This window comes from Treponema sp. R8-4-B8, from assembly GCF_054786175.1.
The window spans coordinates 50685-76452 of sequence record NZ_BDHE01000489.1 but is presented as its reverse complement, the minus strand read 5'-3'; the positions used below and the strand labels follow the sequence as shown (position 1 = coordinate 76452).

Below are 25768 nucleotides of genomic sequence, written 5' to 3'. Positions count from 1 at the left end.
AACGTGAAAAAGTTTTTTAACTATATAAAAATTAGGCCAGTCGCCATAATTTCATTTATCTGCCTTGCCGTTCTTTATTTTATGATGCTCTTCGCGGAATTCTTCGCTCCATATTCGCCTAACACTTCATTCGCGGATAAAAGTTACCATCCGCCAAACGCCCGTTTTTACAAGGGAAAAATTCAGGCGCAGGAACTTAGGACGACAAACACGGTGACATGGAAGTATGTGCGTATCCGCGATTTATATTCCAGCATTAAATTCTTCGGCGAAGGGGAGCCGTATATGTTATGGGGATTCATTCCCGCGAACCGCCATCTTTTTACAACCGCGCAAGGCGATTACCCGGTTTTTCTAATGGGCGCGGATAACTTGGGAAGGGATCTTTTTTCGCGCATTGTCTACGGTTCTCGCGTCTCTCTTACCATTGGCTTTGTAGCGACATTTATCTCGCTTGCCCTTGCCGGCCTTGCCGGAGGCCTTGCGGGTTTCTTTGGCGGTATTACGGACTGGTCTATTATGAGAACGTCGGAATTCTTAATGCTCATCCCCTCCCTGTACCTGATACTTTTCCTGCGCTCCCTTATGGCGTCTAACATGGACCCCGGCCAGTCTTATATGATGATAACGGTAATACTCTCCCTTGTAGGGTGGCCCGGCTCCGCCCGCACGATAAGGGGCATGGTACACGCGATAAAGCGCGAAGAATTTGTCCTTAACGCCAAATTGGAAATGATCCCTTCAGTGACAATTATTTTTAGGCACATAATCCCGCAAATAGCGAGCCTTTTAATTGTCAGCGTAGCCCTTAGCATTCCCGGTTTTATAATGACGGAGACAGTTCTTTCCTATCTTGGTTTGGGTATTACCGACCCTGCCGTAAGCTGGGGTTCCCTTATTAAGCGCGATTTGTCAACAATAGCGAATTTAAGAGCGTTCCCGTGGCTTTTGACTCCCGTATGGTTTTTGTTAGGTGTAACACTCGGCTTTAATTTTATTGGAGACGCTCTCAGGGACTTCTTTGATCCGTATCACATAGGCGGTACAAAAAATGAAAAATGGGGATTAATGAAACTGCTTCAAAAAATTTCCCGATTCCTCAATAGTCGCTCCCAATTCCCCAATGCTACGCCGTCCCCCACTCCCCAAGTCGGCAGTGTCGCCCCACCACTCCCCACTCCCCAAAATGGTAGCGCCGCTCCCCACTCCTCACTGCTCACTGCTCACTGCTCACTGCTCACTCCCCTTCTAACCGTCCGCAATCTCTCCGTAACTTTCAATGTACAGCGCGGCAGAGACTATGTCGGCATTCAAGCGGTACGCGGAGTTTCATTTACCTTGCAAAAAGGCGAAACATTAGGCATTGTAGGTGAAAGCGGATCTGGAAAAAGCGTAAGCACTTTGGCGATTCCCGGGCTTCATCCCAAGAATGCGGATATTTACGGTTCTATTTGCTATGAGGGCAAGGAATTAATAAATCTTGAAACAGAGGCGTTACGTGAATACAGGGGAAAAAAGATTGGCATGATCTTTCAGGAGCCGGGACGCTCTTATGATCCGCTCCAGAATATCGGCGGCGTATTTTTTGAAACGTTCAAAAACAGCGAGCCTGACATTACAAAAGAAGAATCTGCGAAACGCGCCGCCTCTCTTCTTGAAGAAACAGGTCTTGATAACGGCACGGAGCGCCTATCAAATTTTCCGCATCAATTTTCAGGCGGACAGCTTCAGCGCATAGGAATCGCCCTCGCGCTCGCGCAAGGCTGCGAACTTTTAATCGCCGATGAGCCGACTACGGCGCTTGACTTGACAATACAAAAACAAATAGTGGAACTTTTAAAAGCCCTGCGGCGAAAGCGTAATATCTCGATCATCTTTATAAGCCATGACATTGATTTGGTAGCGGAAATATCAGATCGCATAATGGTAATGTACGGCGGCCTTATAATGGAATCCGCAGGCGCGGCTGAAATTACAAACAACCCGCTCCACCCCTACACTGCCGCTCTCCTTGCCGCCTCCCCAAGTTTCGGGAGTCATTATTCCAAAGAGCGCCTATTAACCATTCCCGGAAAAGTGAGCGATCCCGCAAATCCCGAAAGCGGTTGTCCCTTCGCGCCCCGTTGTACCAAAGTTACAGCGGAGTGTTCGCTGAAAATTCCGGCGTTGCAAATCAAAGACGGGCATGAACTTCGCTGTACTGGATAACGCAAAGATTTCAATATCGAGTCACTTGACAAAATCTAAAAAACCGATAAAAATACAAAATGACGAAAAGTCGCACCAAAATTAAAATTACTTTTCAAGCTATTAAAATACTTTTACTAATTTCTTCTATTATATCATGCGCGATAAGTTCAGGCGCGTATAAGGAAATTGACAACGCCATAGAGCAGTCAAATTATCCGCAGGCGGTTGATGAAATTGTAAAGAAACAGAAAGGCAAAAGAATTATGTACTCGCAAAAAAACGCGGTCATGCTTTTTCTGGATAAGGGGATGCTTGAACATTACGCGGGCAATTACGCGTCTTCATCGGCGGATTTGCAAAACGCGGAGCGGCTAATTGAAGAGGCTTACACGAAAAGCATATCGGAAAATTTTTTATCATACATCGTCAACGATAATGTAAAGGAATATCCGGGTGAGGATTTTGAGAATATATATATAAATGTTTTTAACGCGCTGAATTACTACAATAGAAACGACATAGAAGGAGCGTTAGTTGAAATAAGAAAATTAAGCAGTTCAAACGGAAAGCTTGATATGCTTTCGCGAAAATACGATTATAAAGATCCAAAAACAGGCTCCGATTTAAATGACATGGTTAATAATGAAACAGGGATTAGCGGCCTTCCTGACGCGAAATCCGTAAATTTCTCCAATTCAGCGCTTGCCCGTTACCTGGGGGCGCTTTTTTATCAGGCTGAAGGAAATACTGACTCGGCGCGTATTGAATTTAATCAGGTTTACAGGGCATATTCGACTCAAAGAAATATTTACGGCGGCGACGTTCCAATGGCCGTAGAGGACGCGCGGGACGTTCCGGCTGGAATGGCAAGACTTAACATTATTACTTTTACAGGGTTATCCCCTGTAAAAGAAGAACAGACTGTTATTCAATACCTTCCGTTTCAACACCCTTTATTGCAAACTGCCGTCTTTAGGCTTCCGGTACTGGTAAAAAGACCGAGTCAAATAAACAGGATAGAAGTGGAAATTAACGGCTCAAAAAGATTCGAGCTTGAATTGCTTGAAAATATGGGAGATGTAATCCAGGAAACTTTTAACGCCCATTATTCTAATATATATATTAAGACGTATATCCGCACTATTATTAAATATGCCGTTGCCGATGTGGCGGCAATGGCGGCGGAAAACAACAATGACTCAATAGCGGTTGCGGGGTTAATAATGGCGGTTGCCGCAAGAGTGGCAACGGACGCTTCGGAAAGAGCCGATATTAGGATGTCCCGTTATCTGCCGGACAAGGCTTACATCGGCGGCATTAATCTTGATCCGGGAAAATATTCTGTTATAATAAATTATTGTAACGGAAATAATATTATTTACAGCGAAAATTTTTCGGAAGTAACCGTTAAAAGCGGCAAACTTAACCTTTTACAGTCTGTAAAGTTAAAATAGGAGAAATTAAAATGAAAAAAATATCAATTATATTGTGTACGTTCCTTTTACTGTCCTCGTGCGCGACAACGGATGTTAAACGTATAAAGTCGGGCAGTCAAAATGATTTAAGCGGCTATTGGAACGCAGTTGACGTTAAAATTGTCTGCGAAAGTTTGATTAATGATTGTCTTTCAAACGTGAGAGTCAATCAGGAAATCAAGGCAAGGGGAAGCAAAAAACCGGTTGTTATTGTCGGCAGGTTTAAGAACGCGAGTGACGAACACATTGATACGGAAATTATTTCCTCCACTATGGAAAACGTGATTTTTAACAGCGGCAAACTTGATTTTGTCGCGGGGGGCGACACAAGAGCCGCTCTTCGCGCTGAAAGGCAGGATCAGTTGGGAAACGCCAGTGAAGAAACTACGGCAGGTCTCGGAAAAGAAACAGGCGCGGATTTTATGCTCACAGGTTCGTTAAGAACAATGGTTGACAGGGAGGGAAACCGCAGTATTAGGACTTATTTTGTTACCGCCGAACTTACAAATATCGAAACTAACGCGAGACTGTGGATGGGTCAGAATAGCTCTATTACAAAAGTTGTTACAAGGCCAAAAAATAAACTTTAAGGAATCTCTAAATATTTAACCGCGGTTTTTAGAGATTCCGGTTAACTCAAAAAATGTTTCGCCGCCGACGGAAATTGAAGCGGTTTCTTCCGCGTCAAGACCTATTTTTTCGCGGACTGAATCTGTAATAAAAGCGCGTCCTTTGTAACGGGATGTTTTTGTAACAAGAGCTCTGGCTTTTACCGCAGGGCTTCCGCTTACTGAAAACCCGGTCTCAGGCGCCCATGAAAAAGCGCAATTACCCGCGTCTATGCCGAACTTCCACGTTATTTTTTCTTTTAACAGCAACTGCCTTACAAGGGCGCAGGCTTTATCGGCTGGATGGTATGACTTGGCTATGGGCTGCCCGTCATCTGCCCACTTGTGCGCTGTCAATTTTGGCTGTAACTCAAGGGGCGAACCGTAGCAGGCAAGTACCGTGTCTCCTTCAAAACCCGCGATAACGGCTCCTGAATTAAAAAGGATTTTTTTCACGGTCGCGTAAAAAGCCCTTTTCATCTTTCCCGCGTCCTTTGCCGCTTCTTTTTCTTCTTTTCCAAAAAGATTTACATCTTTAATAGCGATAACCGCCGCGTAAGAAACGTTAACTTCCGAAATGCCGGGCTTGCCGTAATTTATTAATTTCCGCAAAACATCCTTAGAAACAGCCGTTCTGTAAGCGGAACGGAAAGCCCGCGCCCTGTAATTTAAGTATGAGCTTTTACAGTAAAACAACACAAAAGTAGAAACTAAAGACGCCCCCATAACTATAAGCGGATCCATCCAGTAAGAATAAAAAATAAAGAGCCCGCTGAATATCGTCGTGGACAATACGCTTAAAATAATTCCGACAATCAATAGGACTAAAGGCCGCATCATAAAAATAATTATTAATATGGCAAAAACGGCGGCAATTGACATGAAGATCACATAACGCCAGTGGACAGGTTTTATATGGCTGCCCGTAATAAGAGCGTTAGCGAGCATGGCGGAATATTTTACGTTTGGCTCATTTCCCATTATGCAAAGGGACAATTCAAGCTCATTTCTTAATCTTATGCGGCTAAAAGACAATTCCGCGTAAGTTTCGCGCATTAACGCGAATATATCCACCAATTCATTTTTTATGCCGATTAAATTGTCAAGTTCTTTTTGTTTTGACGAATCCGTATCCGCGATTAATTCTTCGTATCCGCTTATAATATCCGTTTCCGTAGGACCGGCAAAAAAATCATCAAGGCTTTTAAAATAATTCGCCCTCGCGGCTATCCACGCCGAGCGGTTTTCGCTGTTAGGTGATTTAATCAAATCTTCCAGAAGCGACAGCGCGTATTCGCCGATAAACAGCGGGATCTGTTCCGGTAAAATTGAAGAAAAAACCTTTAATTCATTTGCCTGCGTTAAAAGCTCAAGCATGGCGTTTCCCGTTTCTTCATATTTGCGAAACAGTTCGATATTAACTCTGCGAAAATCGCAGTTCCACGGCGTAATAATATTGCCGTCATTATCCATCGTTATATCCAAATCTTTTCCGTCATGCCCGCGCAGCCATAAAATCAGTTTTTTATCAGTTGTTTCAATCTGCGAAATCGCATAACGGTTTTTTAAACTCGCGAACAAAGGATCTTCAAAAGACCCGTCAATCTCAACGGGTTTTACGCGCCTTAATTTTCCGTCCTTGTCCAACAGCGGCTTTGAATACGCGTCAAGATAATTGCCAAAGACGGCGACGGAACGGACCAACTCCTCGTCCCTGTCAATTAAAATTTTAATCAGGCGCTCTTTGCCCTGCTGCGCCGAATCTACAACCTGTTCCACAAAAAGCGGCGCCTGCGCTGGAGAAACAAACCCCATGCGGATGCCTTCAAACAAATTACGGATATTCGAGTCTAACCTGTTGTATTCATCGGAAAAAAACATCCTGATATCCGCGTCCGTCAATGTTATGGGCGTTGTAGAAGGCGAAAGCCTGCCCGACAGAATCAAATTGGCGGCTTCCATTTCCGTTAATGTTAAAAGCACTGTAAAAAAATCACTTCCTTCTATAAATTCATCAGTTTCGATAATTAAAATTTCATTGGCCACAACCGGTTTTTTATATTTTAAAAGAAAATCATAGTGCGGCCCCAGTCTTGGGCCGGAAAGCAAATAATTAAGCAAAAAAACCATTCCCACCGCGCAGGCAAGACTGCCAAGAAAAATCAATATTGAAATTTTAAATGAAACGCGCGCAGGCATATTTAAATTTGGCATATTATAGTAAAATAAACAAGTATGTTTTATTTAAGGAGTAATTATGGCGAAAAAATTTTTGGATGAGAATTTTTTATTGGAAAATGAGACGGCACGCGGTTTGTATAACGCGGTTAGGGACGAACCTGTTTTTGATTACCATTGCCATCTTATTCCGTCTCAAATAGCGGAAAATAAAAAGATGGGCGATCTAGCGGACGCGTGGCTTTCGGGAGATCATTATAAATGGCGGATGATGCGCGCCCTGGGCATAGAAGAAAAATACATTACAGGTGGCGCGTCCAGTTATGAGAAATTCATGGCATGGGCGCGTACTGTGGAAAATTTAATCGGGAACCCGCTGTACCATTGGACTCATCTTGAACTGCGGCGTTACTTCGACATTTACGAGCCGCTTACGGAGAAAAGCGCTCCGGCAATTTGGGAAAAGGCAAACGCCCTCCTTCAAACGCCGCAATTATCAGTAAAGGGCATTTTTGAAAAAATGAAAATTTACGCGGTAGGCACGACGGACGATCCTGTCGATTCGCTTGAATATCACCGCGCCATTGCCGAAGGCGTCGCGCCTATTGGAAAAATAGGGACAAAAGTAATACCAACTTTCCGCCCCGATAAGGTTTTTGAAATTGACCATCCTCATTTTGCAAAGTATATTTTATCGCTGTCTGAAACAAGCGGGATAAATATTAAAACTCCCGATGACATTCTTGCCGCGCTTGAAAAGCGTTTGGATTTCTTTATATCAATGGGCTGCCGCGCCTCTGATCACGCGCTTGAATATGTTCCTTATAATGAAACTTCAATTAAAGATGTTGAAAAAACTTTTAAGAAAGTCATGGTCGGGAAAGAAGCGTCAATAGGGGAAATAGACGCTTATAAAACGCTGATGCTCGCTTCTTTGGGAAATTTGTACGCCCAAAAAAATATTGTAATGCAGCTTCATCTTTCATGTATCCGCAATGTTAATACGAAGCAATATATCAAATTAGGCGTAAATACGGGGTATGACGCGGTAAATGACAAGATGTTATGTGAAAATCTATCAGCTCTTCTTGACCTGATGAGCCTTCGCGGCGAAGAGGCGGACGGCATTCCAAAAACCATTCTCTATTCGTTAAACCCCAAAGACTACTACCCTCTCGCGACAATCATGGGCGGTTTTCAGAACTCAACTTGCGCGGGTAAAATGCAGTTGGGCTGCGCGTGGTGGTTCTGCGACCACAGAGACGGCATGGAAGAGCAAATGCGCGTCCTTGCCAACTTAGGAATGTTACCCGCCTTTGTAGGAATGTTGACAGACAGCCGCAGCTTCCTCTCATACCCGCGCCATGAATACTTCCGCAGAATTATGTGCAACTTAATCGGCAAGTGGGTCGAGAACGGGGAGTATCCGTGTGACATGATTAAGCTTGAAAAAATTGTTAGAGATATTTCGTTTGGAAACGCTAAGGAGTACTTTGGGGAGTAGGGAGTGGGGAACAATCAGATACCAGTACGCGTTCCTAATCATCTACGTTAAACCCAATCCTTCTTGTTTTTGGAGGGTGCTCTATGAGATTGTTTAGGACATTGAAAATTTGCCTTATTGCTTCGTCATGTTCTGAAAATTTGTTGTCGCTATTTTTTATGTGGAGCATTAAGAGCTTATGAAGTTCCTCCAGACGGAAATCTTTTGAGGTTTGCTTTAGAGCGTATTTTCTTAACTTGTCAAAAACCCTTATTATCTGTATGCTCATGGTGATTGCTTTTTCCGAATTGAGTACATTTGACAACATTAGTACGCCGTGTTCGGTGAAAGCGTAAGGAAGATAACGGACTTTAGATAAGTTTGCGGTCACAAATTGTGACCGCAAAATATCCCATTCTTTCTGTTTTAATTGAAACATAAAATCTGCGGGAAAACGCTTAATATTACGTTTGGCAGCTTGATTCAAAGCTTTTAACTCTACCCCATATAACCCGGCTAAATCACGGTCGAGCATGATTTTTTGGCCGCGAATTTCGTATATCATGTTTTGAATTGATATTTTTTTGTTTGGCATACTTTTCTTTGTGAATCTTCTCCGAATTATCTCTGTATCCGCGCCGAGCCGCCCTTAGCAAACGCTTCCACTTGATCAAGACTGAACATAGAAGTGTCCCCTGGCGTGGTGGTTACAAGCGCCCCATGCGCCCAACCAAGACGCAAGGAGTCTTCCGGCGATTTGCCTGACAACAGTCCGTAGAAGAGGCCTGCGGCAAAACCATCGCCGCCGCCTACGCGGTCGTATACGTCAAGCTCCGCCGTGGGGGCCTGGTACGTTTTGCCGTCAAGCCACAGAACCGCGCTCCATGAATGGCGGTTGGTGGAATGAACTTCGCGTAACGTTGTCGCCACCGCTTTTATGTTGGGGAAGTCTTTTGTTACGCTTTCCATCATGCCGAAGAAAGCTGACGGATCAAGTTTGCCTTTAGATTCAACGTCCTGCCCTTTTAAGCCAAGCCCTTTTTGCAGATCTTCTTCATTACCGACAAGCACGTCAACATAACTCGCTATTTTGCGTAATGTCTTCGCCGCGCCTTCGCTCGCCTGAGCAGCGCTAAGGCCTTGTTCGGCGGCGGCTACCGCCCACAGTTTCGCGCGGTAATTTAAATCAAAAGATACTACAGCGCCCGCTTTTTTCGCGGCCTGCATCGCCTCTATTACCAACCCGCTTGTAGTGGGCGAAAGCGCGCTGAAAATTCCTCCAGAGTGAAACCAGCGTACGCCCTTTTTAAAAATCGCGTCCCAGTCAAAACTTCCCAGTTTTAGCTGTTGCGCGGCTTCGTTGGAACGGTTGTAAAAAACCACAGGCGCGCGCACTCCCTGCCCTCGGTCGCTCCAAACGATAGCCATGTTAGGGCCGCGCACTCCGTCATGTTCAAATCTTTTAAAATAGGGAGTAACTCCCGCCTTTTGCACGGCGTACTCTATTCTGCGCCCGATTGGATAATTTACCATCGCGCTCGCTATAGCGGTTTTCATGCCGAAACAAGTGGACAGATTTGTCGCCACATTGTACTCCCCGCCTGAAACATGCAAAAGATATTCATTCGCCTCCGCAAAGGGAATAATACCGGGATCGAGCCTTGTTACTAACGCTCCAAGCGCCAATAAATCATGCGCCATTCCATTGGCGGCAGGAATTGATAAAGATGCCATATTTGTTACCTCTCTTTTTTATATTACTCTATCATATTTTGATTAATATGAAAAGACCTCACACAAAGATCACAAAGGTTATAAGATCACAAAGAGGGATAAGGGGTTTTTGTCCGTTATCTTATCGTGAAATTTTAAGCTAAGCTTTCGGACAACAACCCCCTATTCCCCCTTTGTGTTCTTTGTTCCTTTGTGATCTTTGTGTGAACTCTTTAGAATAATTTCAGTTCGCCGGTAATGAAAGGATACGGTTTTGTTTCCCCATCTGGGACAATCAAAAGTTCGCCACCTTCCGTAATACCGACAAGGCGGCCTTTTACTTCTTTGCCGGAACCGGCGGCGCCTTCTATAAATAGAACTTGTTCATTCTTTTTGTACAGTTTTTGTTCTAGGCGCTCTTTCCAATTATTTGCCGCAGTCAATTCTCTGTAAAGGCGCGAAAGAATTTTTTCTAATAACGCGTAACGCTCTTCCTGCGAAATATCCCTGCTTGCGGCAATAGCGATACTTGTCGCTTTTTCCCGCAGGTGGGAAGGAAACTCTTTTTGCGCCGCGTTTACGCCTATTCCAAGATGAACGTTTCCGCCGTCCGCTTCGCAGAGAATTCCAACCGCTTTTTTATAACCTTCGCCACGCACGGGCATTATCAGTATATCGTTAGGCCATTTAATCAAACATGAGTTTTGCAAACACGGCGCGAAATCTTCAATGGCAAGACAGACGGCAAGCCCCGCCCTTAAAGTGAGAGCGGGGGGAATGTCTTCGATGCTTGAAATTCTAAACAGAATTGTAAAAGACAGATTCGCCCCGCGTTCCATTTCCCAGCGGCGATCCTGTTTCCTCCCTCGTCCCGCTTCCTGAAAATCCGCTAAAATGACAGTCCCAGACGGCGCGACGTGCGGCGAGTTTTCCCGCGCCAATTTGCGGGAAACATCCATAGTGCTGGAAACGGTTTCTTCGTAATAAACGGGCGCGTTAAAAGGGTTGCGTATTTTCAAGCTTGTCATTTTTTCTCCAAAACTCTGGAAACAATTTCTTCTCTATGTTATTATACCCGCATGAACATGGTGTGTCTTGATCTTGAAGGAGTCCTTGTCCCGGAAATTTGGATCGCATTCTCCGAAGCCACAGGCATTAGCGAGTTGCGCCGGACGACTAGGGACGAGCCCGATTACGACAAATTGATGAACTTCCGCATCGATCTTCTCAAAAAAAACAATTTAAAACTCCCCGACATTCAAAAAGTTATTTCCGGCATGGACCCGCTTCCCGGCGCGATTGATTTTACCAACGCCCTGCGCGAAAAAACCCAGCTTGTAATTTTATCGGACACCTTTGAACAATTCGCGAAACCTCTAATGGCGAAGTTGTCATGGCCTACCCTACTTTGCAATTCACTGCAAGTTGACAATGACGGAACTGTTACGGGCTACCGTTTGCGCCAGCAAAATGGCAAGAAAGAAGCGGTAAGAGCCTTTAAGTCGATAAATATGCGTATCTTCGCTGCGGGCGATTCTTTTAACGATTTAGCGATGATTCGCGAAGCCGACGGCGGGTGCCTCTTCCGCGCTCCGGAGAAAATCCGTAAAGACTGTTCCGATCTTAAGTGCGTGGATACGTTTGATGACTTGCTTGCGGAGACTAATAAATTTTTGGGATAATACCGATAAGAGTTCTCACTAAGATCACAAAGGAAGAGAAGAGGGGGTGTCCGTTATCTTATCGTGGTAAATTCTTCTTGAAGATATAAGCTTCAAGAATCTTCTTCTTTCGTTTGAAGTCGCTCTATAATTTCTTCCTTAGTTAAACCTTGGTTTAATAATTCAATAAAATAATTCCTCTCTTCTTCGCGTCCTTCTTCACGAGCCTCTTCACGCGCGACTTCGATCGCCTCATCTTGATTCCATTCCGTCAACAGCATATTGTATACCTCCGAGCCGTGCTTTTCCAAAAATTCCTTCTTTTTCAAGTCGCTCTTTTATCTCATCTATCGTTAGCCCTTGATTTAATAACCCAAGAAAATATTGACGGTACTCTTCACGTGCTATTACTTTGCCTTTCTCCATACCTATTTCCTCGCCTTCTTCGCGTCCTTCTTCACGAGCCTCTTCGCGCGCGACTTCGATCGCCTCATCTTGATTCCATTCCGTCAACAGCATATTGTATACCTCCGAGCCATGGGCTTCCAAATATTCCTTCAATATGTTCTTCTTTATACAATAGTTTATCGCGTTTCTTACCCCTTTTTCAAGCGAATTTTCTTTCTTCTGGTATTCGCGAATCTTGTCCACAAAAATACTGTAGTTGGCTAAGGTTTCGCATTTTTTTAATATTTCGGGATTATGCCCGTGGTTCACATTGTAGACATGCACGATTAATTCCAATGGTATTTTATCAAAATCCGTTAATTTAAATCCTTTAATGTCCTTAAAAGCATTGGAAAGCCTGAGTTCTTTGTAATCAGGGTATTTATACTTGCCGTTGTAAAGGACGATAAACTCAGGCGTGGGGATTTTTTCAAGTTTGGCCTGATACAGTTTTTTTCGGTTGACTATTTTTTCATATAAACGGGCAATGTACATTAGCAGCCTAAGGGGGATGTTGTCATTAATTGACGATTGGTGTTCAATCAGCACAACAAGGCGGTTGTCGATGATGAAAGACACGTCATTAATTTGATCTTTGTAAAGAATGTCCGTTAGCGTGTTAATGTCGATGGGGGTGTCCGGCGGGATAGTGATGCCTTCTATCGCCGAGTAGAGTTCCCTCAAGACATCCGGGTCGCTGAACAGCGAAGAAAAAACGCTGTCCTTGTGTTTTTTGTTAACATTTTCCATAATGCTCTCCAATATAGTTTTGTACCGAACCTTCAAAAGAAGGTTCAAAAATTACATACCTATATATGGCGTGCAGATGCGTGGCGCTTGACTGAAAATGAATAAATTCAAAAAAATCTCACAAAGAGCACAAAGGTACAAAGATCACAAAGGGGGAAGAAGGGGTTTTTGTCCGAGAGCTTTGCGTGGGCTTCACGATAAGATAACGAACAAAAACCTCTGATTTTTCTTCGTGATATTCTCTTCCTTTGTGTCCTTTGTGTGAATTTTCTTCGAATTTATTTATTTTCTGTCAGACAAACGCGGAACAATGGGCGGCGTATTTTCAGTATTTGACAGATGAGACAAAAAGAGAGAAAATAAAAGAGATAATAGAACACGAGGAGGGAATAGCGATGGCTACTGACACACTGCGTAAAGTTTCAGCGGAATATGAAGCTTACGCGCTTCAAACCAGCCTTATGAAAGGCGAACTTGATTGGCGGAGCGGAATGAGAGACGCTGAACGAAGAGGGCATAGGGAAGGCCGTAATGAAGCCTGTCTTGACATTGCCCAAAAGATGAAAAATGCAGGGCGCCCATTGAATGAAATAATGGAATTCACCGGTCTCCCCATGGAAATTATTACCCAAGGACTAAAATAAAAGAGATAATAAACCACGAGGAGGGAATAGCGATGGCTACTGACACATTGCGTAAAGTTTCAGCGGAATATGAAGCTTACGCGCTTCAAACCAGCCTTATGAAAGGCGAACTTGATTGGCGGAGCGGAATGAGAGACGCTGAAAAAAAAGGCCGTAAGGAAGCAAATCTCGAAAACACTCAAAAGATGAAAACAATGGGCTTTTTAACAGAACAGATACAAGCTGTTACCGGCCTCTCTGCGGAGACTATTGCCCAGTTGTGATACGAAAAGATTCGGAAGAATTTTACCACGAACCACACGAACTAGTATTCTGTAATTGCAAAATATTTACAAAAAGACCTCGCAAAGGCACGAAGGCGCAAAGTTGTTGTTCGTAGGATCGTCGTTTTTCCTTCAAGATTTATAATCAAAAATATATATCTTGATCAATAATGAGCTATCGGACAGGAACTTTGCGCCTTCGCGCCTTTGCGAGAGAAAATTTGAGAATAATGTTTTGTAAAATTTTAGATGGACTTCACTTTAGTACTGCTTCACGATGGCGGCGTTGTAGACGTATTAAACGCAATCCGGTACGTGCCGCTATTGGAACTGTCCGACGTTACTCTTATATAGTACACTTGTCCGCTTGTTACCAATAGTGAAATTCTTCTGTTACTGCCATAATATTTGTCGTATAAATTTGTCCAATTTCCGACCGTATTGCCATTGCCGGTCGAGTCATATGCCTGAACGTACAGATCAGTCAGCGTGCCGAAACTTGCGTGTATGTATTGGTTATTTGCGGTTGCGGTGAACTTGAACCACTGCTCGCCATTTACGGAAAGATCACCATCTGCCCATGTGTTGGCGGTAAGCATTGTAGAAAGCGGACTAAAATTGGGAGGTGCAGTAGTCGAATTAAACGCAATCCGGTACGTGCCGCTACCACTGGAACTGTACGGCGTTACCCTTATATAATACACCTGTCCGCTTGTTACTGAGCGTGAAATGTATCTTCTGTCGTTATTGTTATTAGATAAATTTGTCTGGTCTCCACCCGTATTGCCAGTCGAGTCATATAACTGAACATACAAATTAGTTAGTGTGCCGAAAGCGGCGTGTATGTATTGCGTACTTGCGGTTGCGGTAAACTCAAACCACTGCTCGCCATTTGCGGAAAGGTTGCCGTCTGACCATGTGTCGGCAGTAAGCATAGTTACTGTAGCGTCAGGCGGGATAATGGAATCATTAAACGCAATCCGATACGTGCCGCTGTTGCTGTCTCTATAATAGTCATAATAATAGTCGGGATTGTACGGTGTTACCTTTATATAATACACCTGTCCGGATGTTACAGACATTGAAGTGTAACGGTATAAATTTATCTGGCTTACGACCGTATTATGATTCGAGTCATATACCTGAACGTATAGATAGCTCAGCGTGCCTAAACTTACGTGTATGTATTGCGTACTTGCGGTTGCGGTAAACTCAAACCACTGCTCGCCACCATTGGAAAGATTACCGTCTGTCCATGTGTTGGCGGTAAGCGTTGTAGCGGGCGGGACAAAGGATTCATTGAACGCAATCCGGTACGTGCCTCTATAACTGTAACTACTTACCTTTATATAGTACACCTGTCCGCTTGTTATCGACCGTGAAATGTATTTGCTTTTGCTGCCAGAACGGTAGCTATAAAAACCCCTTCCAATCGTCTTGCCAGTCGAGTCATATACCCGAACGTTCAGACCGCCATAATTATTATTAGAATTCATCGTACCGAAACTGACGTGTATGTATTGCGTACTTGCGATTGCGGTAAACTTGAACCACTTCCAGCCATTTGCGGTAAGATTTCCATCTGCCCATGTGTTGGCAGTAAGCGTTGTAGAAAGTGAGCTAACATTGGCCCTAAACGCCTTTTTCCATGGCGTATCAATGTAATTTTCAGTGCAATTTAAATTATCTTCATCTTCTCCTCCACCGTAATCTGATACTGCTAGATCACCACAAGCAGTTATAAAAATTACCATGCCGATTAAAATGGCTAAACTAATTAAAAAATTCTTTCGCATAATAAAACTCCTATTTAAACCTGTACACATACCCAACCGATAGTTGTAGATCATAATATCCGTTATAATCTGTACAAAAGCGGCAGAAAATATCAAACCCAAATATGTTTACACCTGTAAAAAAATTCATAGTAGTAGAGGCATCCCAAACCGAACCTACGTCATCAAACGTGTAATTTGCTATCATTTCGCCAAGACCTAAGCCAATGTACCAGCCCCCACTTCTTTTTCCCCTATCCGTCGGTGTAAACGGCACAAACAATGCGTAATCAATAAAGGGATACAGGTAAAAACATTCATCTAATTCAGTAGAATCATCTTTATAATATCCAATATGTTCCCAGCCTATGTCCATGCCCAGCTTAAAAAACGAGTATTTAAACGGGGCAAGCGTACCATGTACCGTAGTAATAAAATAAGCAGGCCCCAAAGGGTATCCTACGCCCAGCGAAACGCCAAGCGTATTAAACTTAGCGTTTTTAAGGTCTTTAACTGGGGGAAATACCGCCGTAACTATGCCGGAATTTTCGCTGTTAGTTGCAATTGCTCCCGGTACTTTAAAAAAGTCAGTCAATACCCCGTCAAATGTGTAGCCGCTTTTTGCAGTCAGCGTAATAGTCGCGGTGTACTGGGTATCTGAGGCAAAAGTTCCCGATACCGCCGGGGACCATGTTACGGTCCCTTTGTATTGGGCGTTTTCTTTAATTGCCGTTACCGGAGTTCTTTCTGTTACCGGAACGGTAACGCCCGCTATGGCAGCTATAGTAACAGGTTTTTGTTTTGAAGCGGAAGTCGAAGCCGCTGGCACAGACACAGAAGCAGACGGTTGGGGCTTGTCACTTAAAACAGACGCAAACTGCGAATCATTTTGCGGATTTATAGAAGTGGAGTACTGCGACTTTATTTCCGCATTTGTGTCTATGGCGTTAAAACTTATTTTATACTCGGAGCCAACGCGCTCCATTGAACCCGTTATCAGATACTGCACGTTCAACAAGCGCATTATACGCTGGGCGGATTCTTTGCTTATCGTATCAGACGCATTGGAAGGCAGATCGCCTTGAATACTTTGAAGCTGAGCCTGATCGGAAATAATTGGCGTAATCCTGCGGTTTCTTAATATGGCCCCGTAAAGTTCATTTATTATATAATTATTTAAATTTACCGAATCGGAGCGGAAATTTATAATCGCGACTTTAGTGTTTGCAGGCAAGTCTCTGCTGATTTTCACCGCGGCGCCGATTATCGCCTCGTCAAGCGATTGCGCGTTTAGAAATGCGCTGAAAATAAAAAATCCCAAAAAGACAAAAAACAGTTTCTTTTTCATTTTAATTCTCCAAAAATGAAGTTATCTTTATTAATGCAAAACAAGATTTTACCTTATATACTTAATGGCAGTTCCGCGCATTATATAAGTTACTTCCGTGTTTACAGACTGTTTATCTTTATAAAAAAAACTTAAAAGTCCATAACTGGTAGTTTCTGTCTTTGTTGTTGTCCGCTGGTCGATCATAATATCGATCACATAGTCGCAATCAGGATACAGATTCCTCGCCGCTTTAAGCAAACTAACGTAACCGATTCTATCTTTGCTTTCATAAATAATTTCTCCTAAAATTTCAAATTTTGTTCTTTGATCGACCGTATACATAACCGGAACTGTGCTTGTAGTTTCGCCTGCACTTTTACAACCCAAAACCAAAAAGAGAACCAAACAGGACATAACAAAGGAAAAAACCTTCATTATGCGCTTAACCTTTAACGCACTTTTCATGAAAAACCCCTTTTTAATGATTACCGTATCTGGTCAATCATTGATTAATTTACTTCCTTGCTATAAATAAGGAATATGAACATTCTAATAATATAATAGTATTATACTACTAATATTCCATAAATGTATAGTAGTATATTGATAATGTCAAATATCCTTTAGTGTTTTTATCATATTGTTAAAACATGGGATTTAGGGAAAATCTGAAGGCCGAATTGGTCAATTCTGATATGTTAGTAAAGGAATTGGCTAAACTTTCAGGGGTAAAAAAGCAGACTATTGACAGTTATTTAAGAGAAAAAAACAATATTCCTTCGATTGAAGCGGGCGTAAAAATCGCCCAAGCTCTTGGGGTATCGGCAGAGTACCTTGTCACCGGAAATGAAAAAAAACAAAGCAAGGAATTAAAAGAGATAAACAACGACGTGCAGATAATCGCAAGGCTTGCGGAACAGCTTGATGATGAAAAACGCAAATTTGTAATTGATTTCATAAAACTTCTAAAAACCCGCGAAAAAAAATAATTTTTTTGGCAAGAACTCACACAAAGATCACGAAGGGACAAAGATCACAAAGGGGGGAAAGGGGTTATTGTCCGAAGGCTGAGCTTGAAATTTCACGATAAGATAACGGACAAAAACCCCACTGCTCACTGCTCACTGCTCACTGCTCACTCCCCACTGCTCACTGCTCACTACTCACTGCTCACTGCATTAATCGATTATTTTCCTAAGAGTATGATCATTGTGCCGCCAGTCCTTGCCTGTCTTAACGCGCAAATCAAGATCAATCTTCCAATCAAATATGCGCTTCAATTCCTTTAAAGAGGCAAGTCGTATCGCTTTGATCATTTCTCCGCCCTTTCCTACCACCATGCCTTTTTGAGACTCGCGCTCTACGATGATAAACGCTCTTACCCAAAGTTTCTCATCTTTAAATTCCATGTCGGCGATGTCAACGTACAGTGAATGGGGCAGTTCTTGGCGCAGGCGGTTAATCGCCTGTTCGCGGATAATTTCTGTTATGCGAAAACCTGTCTCCTGATCAGTGTAGTATTCGTCTCCGTAGAGCGGCTGGCCTTCGGGGGCTAGGGCGAATAAGGCGCGAAGTAAGTCGTCAAGGCCTGCGCCTGTGTTGGCGGAAACAGGGAAGATGCGCTCATTTGCGGCAGAGGGCAGACGCGGGGCAAGAAATTCTTTTGCGCGGGGAAAGTCCGCGCCGGGGGCGTCCATTTTGTTCACGGCGATTACTGTTTTTTCAGATAACGGGGCTAGAAGGGCGGTAATTTCCTCTTCTTCCTGCCCTGGAGCGCGAAGGGCGTCTAAAACATACAGAACAAGGTCGCTATCCATTAAAGCGCGGGTGGAAACTTCCATTAGCTTTTTATTCATTTTCTTTTCGCTTGCGTGCCGCCCGGGAGTGTCAACAAAAACCAATTGCCCTTCTTCGCGGTTCACTATTCCTTTAATCGCGTTACGTGTCGTCTGCGGCACTTTGCTTACAATGGCGACTTTTTCGCCGCACATTTTGTTAAGGAGAGTTGATTTGCCTACGCTTGGACGGCCAATGATAGCGGCAAAGGCGCTCTTTGATTGGGCGCACTTTGTACTGTCGCTTTTTGAGCTGTCGCTCTCTGTGGTATCGCGCTTTGCATTATCGCAGCTTGCGTTGTCGTTTTTTTCTTTCATCATTTTACAACCATTATTTTTCTGATTTCATCTATATCGGGGCCTACAACGCGCACAAAGTACATTCCGCGCGCTACCGCTCTTCCTCCGTTATTGGAGCCGTCCCATGTGTCTACATAAGTTCCGGCTTCGCGTTGTTCATTGCGCCTGATTGATTTAACCAGCGTTCCGTCCAACGTGTAAATTTGAACCGTTACCCTGCCGGAGCGCGGAAGATTATAGCGGATATAAGTTATTTCTTTTTTATCCGAATTGATGACATTGTTTAAAATTGTAACGCCGCCGCGCTGTTGGCGCGTATTTAAAATGTCAAAACTGAATGTGCGGATACGCGCGTACCAGTCGCTTGGGATTACGCCCGGCGGAGCGTCCAGCCGCGCTATAAACAGATTTGGATCGCCGCTATTTCCTTCCAGTCTTAACACAAATTCAATTTTCCCGCCGTTAGAGAAATCGCTTTTTGATATGTCAAACGTAAATAATTGCCCTGCCGCTGTTACAGGAGAATTGTTGGCGGGAAAAAAGCCGACGCGGCCGGTCGCGATATCAATTGTTTTGTCGGGAACAATGTTGAATAGCGGATTTTTGTTATTCGACATATCTCTGGGGAGCCATAAACCGCCTGTACTCTTGCCTCTTTCCGCGGCTGCGGCGGGGTTACGCCATTCAACGGGGACTTCAAAACCGTAGAATAAACTTAAACTGTTAAACCCAAGCGCGTTAAAATCATTAATGTTAAACAACCTTACTTGGACTGCTATATCATTTTCATCGGAATCTTCAAGATACTTTGTCCCGTCAAACTCCCAAACAACCCCTGAAGACACAACATCGTACCTTGCCCACACAGGCCACGCAAAACAATTCAAAGAAGAACCGTCCTGCGGAGTAATTGATACAAGCACGTCGGTACTCCGGCGTTTTTTATTATCAATGTTTGTATCGGCAAAATCATCAGGCGTTACGCGCAATACAGACGGAGACGCTCCGGCAGCGGTTTCCGCCGCGTAAGTTTCAAGCCTTCTCATCATTTCAGGAGTTAAAATATCAAACGGCGGAAGAAATACCTGAGTAACATTATTGTCGTCTCCTGACAATCCCTGTCCTTGAACATGGCTGTTGCCCGAATAGCCGGCATAGCGGGAATAATTCCAATCAATGGGATAACGTGGCGGCGGATAAAGGAAATAAGAATCATCATCAACTTTTGGATCGCTCCAATCAAGTACGCGGACATTCAGGTCTTTTAAGCCGTCTAACGTAAAGTATTCGCCCGGCACGTTTATGCCGACGGGAGGAAGAGCCGCCAAAGAAGCGGCGGAGGGCGGGGAATCAAGTTCTAAAAGATAATTTAACGAACCTTCGGGAATATTTACATTGTACTGTTTTGGCGGCTCGTCGGGAGCGTTATACTCAAGAGCGAATTGGCGAGGCGGCGTTCTGTCAATAACGGCATAATCCTGAGTTCCCGATCTTCTGTTTCCGTTAATTGTTAACGCGCCGCCGTGAGATGACACAGGCTGTGACATTTGCGCGAATGTTTGAGGGTGGCCGGGGAGCGTAAGGGCATAGCTTACCCGTGGAGGAATTGTGCTGGTTGTTTTATAAACTTCGCCGGAATCCCGCGTACCTACGGACAACATCAGGGTAATATCAGTCAGAGAGTTATTTTGCGTTACACGCCATATTATTTGAGCGCCGTCATAGAGCGTATCTGATTCTTCAATGTAAATGTAAAAAGAGCCGTCATCCGCCTCATCGCCCGTTATTCGGCTGACTAAATCAAAACCGTTAGGCGCTAGAACGCCTAAACGATACGCTGATTGTCCGCGTGCGGCATCGACTCTATAACCTTCAACTTCCACATTGAAGTTTCTAAAATCGGCGTTTAACCTGACATTTGTCTGTACGCGGATTCTGTCAACTTTTCCGTTGCCGTTGCCGTCTTCGGCAAAACTGTAGATAATCGCGCGGCCTTCACTGCCCCAATCATAATTAAAATAGCCTTTTCTATTCGCGCCCGCCCCTTTATAAAATGGAATTACATCTATTCCGGCGGATGATACCGGCGCTTTCTGATTCCAAGCGTGGCTAAAATAAATTGTAAGATTATCAATATCAAGGGGATTTTTTACGCCGGTGGAAATTACGTTGAAATTCCAGAACTTTGACAATTCAACATAAGGAGCGCTCTCGTTTTTTAAATCCCTCATAACAGGGACGCTTGGCAGGCTGTTATCAATTAACGCGCCATCTGTCGCGCCGTTAGGCGTTTTTGTAGTATCATAGATAATGCTCCAACCCGCTTTAGCGGCGTCGTCCGCATCTATGTATCTGGTAAGCGTTATGTGATTATCAGAAGCGCCTTTAACCTCAAATGTGTCAAGGAAGACATGCTGATCAGGATACATGGAAAATTGAATTACAGCTCCCGCCTCGCGGCAGATAAATTTTTGCCATACGGTATTGCCGATTATTTCAAAGAAAACGTCTCCGTCTAACGCGCCTTTTTTAAACTCGACATAACCGCCCGGCTCCTGACGAAAAGCGCCGCTCATTGGATAATCGTAAACAGGGGCGTTCGTACTTATTGTCTCAGTTACGCCATCAACTCTCCAACGTCCGACAATAGGGTTTGAATATCCGTCTTTTTGTCCGCCGCTTGTTTCCGCGTACAATGTAATGTTATAACTTCCCGCGTCTAAAACGCCTTGCGTGTTTGACGTATTATTAATGTACATCCCGCCCGACAGTCCTAAATTATTTTTTAACCGCGTATAAGAATTTACGCCTATATGAAGGCTGCCAAGTATTTGCGCGGATGCGAGAGTTTGATCGCCATTTCCGTCCATTTTAATAATGAATTTCGCGTAACTGCCGCCAGAAGGCCTTAAATTAACAGAATTTCCTATATTTACTTCATCGCCTAATACGCTGACAGCCGCCCATCCTGAATTATTCACAGTGAATGTATTAACGGAAGCGCCGATTAAATTAAAATTATTTGTTATTAGATTTGAATCCTCTCCGAGTTTTAACTCGCCATAATACCCTGTAAAACTATTCACTGCCGACGTTCCGTTTCCAATCCTCCATGAGCCCGTACTTATATCAAGAACCGCGTTTTCTTCAATTTCAAGAGTTTTTCCGTCCGCCTGAACAATATAGCCGCCGTCTTCTACTTTGACATAACTTCCCTTCATAATTACCGTATTGCCAAGTTCTCCTAATACGCTTATTTCAAGCGGCGACGCTTCCAAACCGCCGCCAAATAAAACAACATCGGCGTTAATCAGTCCAATGGATATGGCACCTAACGCCTTAAGCGTCAAATTTTTACCATTTGCAATCTCATATATTGATATGTTACCTGACGCTTCAAGCGTTAAATTTTTACCGTTCGCAATCACGTTTGAAAGCGTTATATTTATGGCTTTTATACTGTTATCCGCCGTCCCGTCAAGCGTTAGCGGAACATTTGTAATATTAAAATTACCGGCTTTTATTTCCACATTAGCGTCCTTAAGCAAAACGCCGCCGGTTCCCGGATTAAGGATAAGGTTATCCGCGGAATATTCGCCGTAAATTGTAATTGAGCCTGTAGGAGCGGGATCATTTACAGTAAATGTCACTTCTTTATTAGTATTGCCAATTTTGTAAATAACAATATTTTTATCATGGTTTACTGTATATTCAGACGATGAATCTGAAATGTCAATATAATGGTAATCTGCCGGTTTAAACTCATCTTTAAAATCGTCAGTGGTTGATATGGCGCCATTATAGCAAACTAAACTTTTTACCGTAGATACGGCTGCTAAGTTATGCACATGATAAATGCCTATAACATAATCGTCAAAACCGTCTTGCGCGTATTCAACGGCCAGTTCCAGACAAAGCGTTCCTGTTCCGGGAGTAATGGATTTATGCTCGACTGGTTTAAAATCATTCGCTTCAATGTATATTGCCGCGCCTAAACCGTCACCGGGAGGAGAATCATGATCTCCGGAACTTGTTACGTTAATAGTTACAGCGGCGGCAACATTCACGTTATTACCCGCCATCGCTGTTAGCTGATAACCTTCAATTGAACCATTTATATTTATTTCCGCGCCTGATTTCAAAGAAACTGTTCCTGTTGTACCGGCGTTAATCCCTCCACCGCCAATAATTATATTGCCATGCGAGTCAACGGTAATTCCATTCGCGGCTGTAACAGTCCCCGTTGTGGCAATTTCTCCGCCACTGGAGGTTAATTTCCTCGCGCCCGTTCCTGCCAGCGTTACGGTTCCATTATAAGTTTGATTTCCCGTGGTGGTAATATCCGCTCCTATCACACTGGCTCCTGTCACAGTAACACTAGCAATAGGCCTGGAAGGATCACCACCCACCGCCCCGTCAAATTGAACATTCACAGCTGTTATCGTTAAATTACGCCCAGTGCTATTGTCACTATCAACTGTATCTTTAAAATTAATCGCATTTCCCGTAAAAGTTACATCATCGCCTAACGTTACAGTTCCGTTATAAGTTTGATCTCCAGCGGTGGTAATATTCGCGTTTATTACGCTCAGTCCGGTCACGCTGACGCTGGCTATTTGATTAACGCCGCCCGCTTCACCGTCAAATTGAACAGTTGCGGCTATTATTGTTAAAGCGCGTTCAGTACTGTCGCTGTCAACCGTACTCTCAAAATGAATTTTGTCACCCTTTAAAATTACAGCGCTGCCTAACGTTACAACTCCGGCGTATGTTTGATCTCCTGTGGTGGTAATGTTCGCGCTTATCGTACCGGCTCCGCCAACTTTTAATTCCGCTACATTACTCACTTCACCGCTAAACTCAGCCGTTCCTGTTACTGTCAAATTTGTTACATTATTTACCGCTTCGTTAAATTGCGCGTTTCCGGTTATTTTAAAAGAATTATTATTACCGTCTATCTCGCCAAGTTCTACTAATCCGGAAATTGACGTTAATTCCACATCATCGCCTAATATTACAATTCCGTTATAAGTTTGATTCCCGGTTGTAGTAATATCCTTATTTATTGCGGTATTTCCATTTACAATTAATTCCTCTACATTACTCACATCGCCGTAAAATTCCGCCGCTCCTGTTACTGTTAAATATGTTACATCATTTACCGCTTCGTTAAATATTACATTTCCTGTTAGCGTAAAAAGATTACCGCCGCCATTAACGGCGTTTAATTTAATATTTGCGGCGGTTATGCTGTTTTCTGTTCCATCCAGCATTAATGAGGCGGCCGCATTATCAAAATCGCCAACTGTAATTTTTACTTCTGCGTCAACAAATTTTACGCCACCGGTTCCCGGCTCAAGACTCAGGCTTGAAGATTCATAAACACCGTGAATTTCTATTGTTCCCGAACCTATAACCTTGAAAGCAACCGAAGGGGCGGCGATGCCAACATCAATGATATAAATATTATATGGTGAAACTACAGTAAATGAAACGCCGTCTATTACATTATTAACGGCATTAGTAAAATCAATAAATGTATAATCAGCCGGATTATAAGGGCCAAAAATATTGCTAAAATTAGGCGGCGCGGAACCGTTATAATAAACCAAATGCTTACTGATAATATTTTGCGTAATATGCTGATGCCAACGGGCGCCATCAACAACGCTATAGGTATCTGTCCATTGGTTATTTAATACTAAACAAAGCTGTCCCCCTGGTCCTCCTGGAATAATTGAACCTGAGGTTGTTGCCGTTACGGCAAATGTATCCGCTTCTATATAAATCGCCGCGTTTAAACCTTCATTTCCGTGGTTTAACAAATCTATTTCTATTTCATCAACTGTTACGGCGCCGGAGGCTATTGCTATTAGCTGATTAGCGGTTATTTTTCCGCTAACGGTTATATCCCCGCTGGCTTCAAGTTTTACAACGCCTGTAACAGTTATTCCTCCAATCCCAATAGTTATATTGCCATCGGCTTCAAGAGTAATATCACCGCCTGAGTTAATAACGTCAACTATAAGGTCTCCGTTTGTCACCGTTATCGTTACATTATTACCGCTAACTACGCTTATACCTGCCACATCAAGATCACCGTTATTTGCAAACTCTACCGCGTCGCCAGCTCCGGTTATTTCCAGTATCACTACTTCATTGGCTTCTGTCAGCGTTATCGCTCCTGCCGCGTCCAATGATAACGTTCCCGAAGTTTCTATTATCGCGCTTTGTGTTATTCCTCCGGTTGTTACTGTTATCGTTACGTCATTATTGCCAACTCCGCTTATGCCTGCCACTTCAAGAGCGACGTTATTTGCAAACTGTACCGTCCCGCCGGCTCCGGTTATTTCCAACTCTGCAACTTCATTAGCTTCTGTCAGCGTTATCGCTCCTGCCGCGTCCAGTATTAGTTTATCTCCGGTTATTATCCCGCCGGTAGTCTGCGTTATATTCGAATCGCTTTTAAGATTTCCCGTACCTGTAATGTCAATAGTTCCGCCTGTTTGTGTTATGTTTCCAGCTTCTATAGTGCCGCCTGTTAAATTAATATTGCCATCATCCTGAGTAAAAATCCCTGTTACCGTTAAAACGCTGCTGCTATCAATATCAAGATTTCCGCTTATAAAATTTAATGTGTCTACCGTAAGCAAAGAGTTGGTTAATTCAAAACTTGCGTTGTCAATCTCTAATGTGGCTACCGTAAGTAGAGAAGCGTCAAAGTTAAGAACGTTTGCGTTGTTTTTAATTTTTAATGTGTCTACTGTAAGCGAAAAACCGCCTAAATCAAGGTCTGCGCCGTCAATTTCAAGGCTGCCTAAAGCATAGGGAACATCATCTGTAAGAGTAACGCTAGCGCCGCTGCCTATTATTACATTATCATTTGTATCGTTCTCACCAGGACAATCAGTAGTGGGTGAACCGCTTTCTTCCCAGTTAAGCGGATTATTCCAATCATCATCCAAAACCCCTCCAGTCCAAGTATAATCACCTCCCCAAACTCCGGCGCAGAGGAAAATAAAAAGCAGCGTAAAAAATCCGGTTTTCTTCATTAATATTGCGTTAAATTCCCCTTCCTTTTTAATTATACTTTAATTAACGGGATAAAACTACGTT

At 43.5% G+C, this 25768-nt stretch carries 19 protein-coding genes; 8 read left to right on the top strand and 11 right to left on the bottom strand.

Annotated elements, in window-relative coordinates; genetic code table 11:
- Positions 1–3 precede the first annotated feature (3 nt).
- Genes ACYVRA_RS15485 through ACYVRA_RS15475 form a run of 3 tightly spaced genes read left to right on the top strand, consistent with a single transcriptional unit; the run spans position 4 to position 4255 of the window.
- On the top strand, positions 4–2208 hold the full coding sequence (locus ACYVRA_RS15485; RefSeq protein WP_461253636.1) for a dipeptide/oligopeptide/nickel ABC transporter permease/ATP-binding protein: 2205 nt from the start codon (positions 4–6) through the stop codon (positions 2206–2208).
- A gap of 59 nt (positions 2209–2267) precedes the next feature.
- Positions 2268–3644: a COG3014 family protein gene (locus ACYVRA_RS15480; RefSeq protein ID WP_461253635.1), complete on the top strand. Its 1377-nt coding sequence runs from the start codon at positions 2268–2270 to the stop codon at positions 3642–3644.
- Positions 3645–3655: 11 nt separating this feature from the next.
- Positions 3656–4255, top strand: coding sequence for a penicillin-binding protein activator LpoB (locus ACYVRA_RS15475; protein ID WP_461253634.1), 600 nt, complete (start codon positions 3656–3658; stop codon positions 4253–4255).
- Positions 4256–4270: 15 nt separating this feature from the next.
- On the opposite strand, the gene ACYVRA_RS15470 is transcribed toward ACYVRA_RS15475, so the two are convergent.
- The gene (locus ACYVRA_RS15470) at positions 4271–6472 is read right to left on the bottom strand and encodes a hypothetical protein (protein WP_461253633.1); all 2202 of its coding nucleotides are present in this window, start codon (positions 6470–6472) and stop codon (positions 4271–4273) included.
- 58 nt (positions 6473–6530) lie between these two features.
- On the opposite strand from ACYVRA_RS15470, the gene uxaC reads away from it, so the two are divergent.
- Entirely contained in the window at positions 6531–7955 is a 1425-nt protein-coding gene (gene uxaC, locus ACYVRA_RS15465) for a glucuronate isomerase (RefSeq protein ID WP_461253632.1), read from the top strand.
- A gap of 34 nt (positions 7956–7989) precedes the next feature.
- Here uxaC and ACYVRA_RS15460 read toward each other — a convergent pair whose 3' ends face one another.
- The 3 genes from ACYVRA_RS15460 to ACYVRA_RS15450 all read right to left on the bottom strand — a co-directional run bounded on the left by ACYVRA_RS15460 (position 7990) and on the right by ACYVRA_RS15450 (position 10675).
- The gene (locus ACYVRA_RS15460; protein WP_461253631.1) at positions 7990–8529 is read right to left on the bottom strand and encodes an ORF6N domain-containing protein; all 540 of its coding nucleotides are present in this window, start codon (positions 8527–8529) and stop codon (positions 7990–7992) included.
- Positions 8530–8555: 26 nt separating this feature from the next.
- A complete protein-coding gene (locus ACYVRA_RS15455; RefSeq protein WP_461253630.1) occupies positions 8556–9668 on the bottom strand; it encodes a PfkB family carbohydrate kinase in 1113 nt (370 codons plus the stop codon).
- Between the two features lie 212 nt (positions 9669–9880).
- A complete protein-coding gene (locus ACYVRA_RS15450) occupies positions 9881–10675 on the bottom strand; it encodes a biotin--[acetyl-CoA-carboxylase] ligase (protein ID WP_461253629.1) in 795 nt (264 codons plus the stop codon).
- Positions 10676–10726: 51 nt separating this feature from the next.
- Here ACYVRA_RS15450 and thrH point away from each other — a divergent pair, with 51 nt between their 5' ends.
- Entirely contained in the window at positions 10727–11329 is a 603-nt protein-coding gene (gene thrH / locus ACYVRA_RS15445; protein WP_461253628.1) for a bifunctional phosphoserine phosphatase/homoserine phosphotransferase ThrH, read from the top strand.
- Positions 11330–11421: 92 nt separating this feature from the next.
- Here the strand turns inward: thrH and ACYVRA_RS15440 are convergent, their stop codons facing one another.
- Entirely contained in the window at positions 11422–11589 is a 168-nt protein-coding gene (locus ACYVRA_RS15440; protein ID WP_461253627.1) for a hypothetical protein, read from the bottom strand.
- Positions 11561–12505 carry an Rpn family recombination-promoting nuclease/putative transposase gene (locus ACYVRA_RS15435; protein ID WP_461253626.1) on the bottom strand — a complete coding sequence of 315 codons (945 nt, stop codon included), beginning with the start codon at positions 12503–12505 and terminating at the stop codon, positions 11561–11563. Before ACYVRA_RS15435 ends, ACYVRA_RS15440 begins: the two co-directional genes overlap by 29 nt.
- A gap of 395 nt (positions 12506–12900) precedes the next feature.
- Between ACYVRA_RS15435 and ACYVRA_RS15430 the strand changes: the two genes are divergently transcribed.
- Positions 12901–13149, top strand: coding sequence for a hypothetical protein (locus ACYVRA_RS15430; RefSeq protein WP_461253625.1), 249 nt, complete (start codon positions 12901–12903; stop codon positions 13147–13149).
- A 32-nt stretch (positions 13150–13181) separates the two neighbouring features.
- Positions 13182–13412 (top strand): hypothetical protein, encoded by a 231-nt coding sequence (locus ACYVRA_RS15425; RefSeq protein WP_461253624.1) that lies wholly within the window; start codon positions 13182–13184, stop codon positions 13410–13412.
- A 272-nt stretch (positions 13413–13684) separates the two neighbouring features.
- Here the strand turns inward: ACYVRA_RS15425 and ACYVRA_RS15420 are convergent, their stop codons facing one another.
- From ACYVRA_RS15420 to ACYVRA_RS15410, 3 genes are read right to left on the bottom strand one after another with little or no spacing between them, the layout of a single operon-like run.
- A complete protein-coding gene (locus tag ACYVRA_RS15420) occupies positions 13685–15208 on the bottom strand; it encodes a hypothetical protein (RefSeq protein ID WP_461253623.1) in 1524 nt (507 codons plus the stop codon).
- Positions 15209–15218: 10 nt separating this feature from the next.
- Positions 15219–16535, bottom strand: a complete 1317-nt coding sequence (locus ACYVRA_RS15415) for a hypothetical protein (protein ID WP_461253622.1) — start codon at positions 16533–16535, stop codon at positions 15219–15221.
- Positions 16536–16583: 48 nt separating this feature from the next.
- The gene (locus ACYVRA_RS15410) at positions 16584–16982 is read right to left on the bottom strand and encodes a hypothetical protein (RefSeq protein ID WP_461253621.1); all 399 of its coding nucleotides are present in this window, start codon (positions 16980–16982) and stop codon (positions 16584–16586) included.
- A 185-nt stretch (positions 16983–17167) separates the two neighbouring features.
- On the opposite strand from ACYVRA_RS15410, the gene ACYVRA_RS15405 reads away from it, so the two are divergent.
- On the top strand, positions 17168–17506 hold the full coding sequence (locus tag ACYVRA_RS15405; protein WP_461253620.1) for a helix-turn-helix domain-containing protein: 339 nt from the start codon (positions 17168–17170) through the stop codon (positions 17504–17506).
- Positions 17507–17695: 189 nt separating this feature from the next.
- Here ACYVRA_RS15405 and era read toward each other — a convergent pair whose 3' ends face one another.
- Positions 17696–18673 (bottom strand): GTPase Era, encoded by a 978-nt coding sequence (era, locus tag ACYVRA_RS15400; protein WP_461253619.1) that lies wholly within the window; start codon positions 18671–18673, stop codon positions 17696–17698.
- A complete protein-coding gene (locus ACYVRA_RS15395) occupies positions 18670–25704 on the bottom strand; it encodes a FlgD immunoglobulin-like domain containing protein (protein WP_461253618.1) in 7035 nt (2344 codons plus the stop codon). The genes era and ACYVRA_RS15395 overlap by 4 nt, the downstream gene beginning before the upstream one ends.
- Positions 25705–25768: the final 64 nt, after the last annotated feature.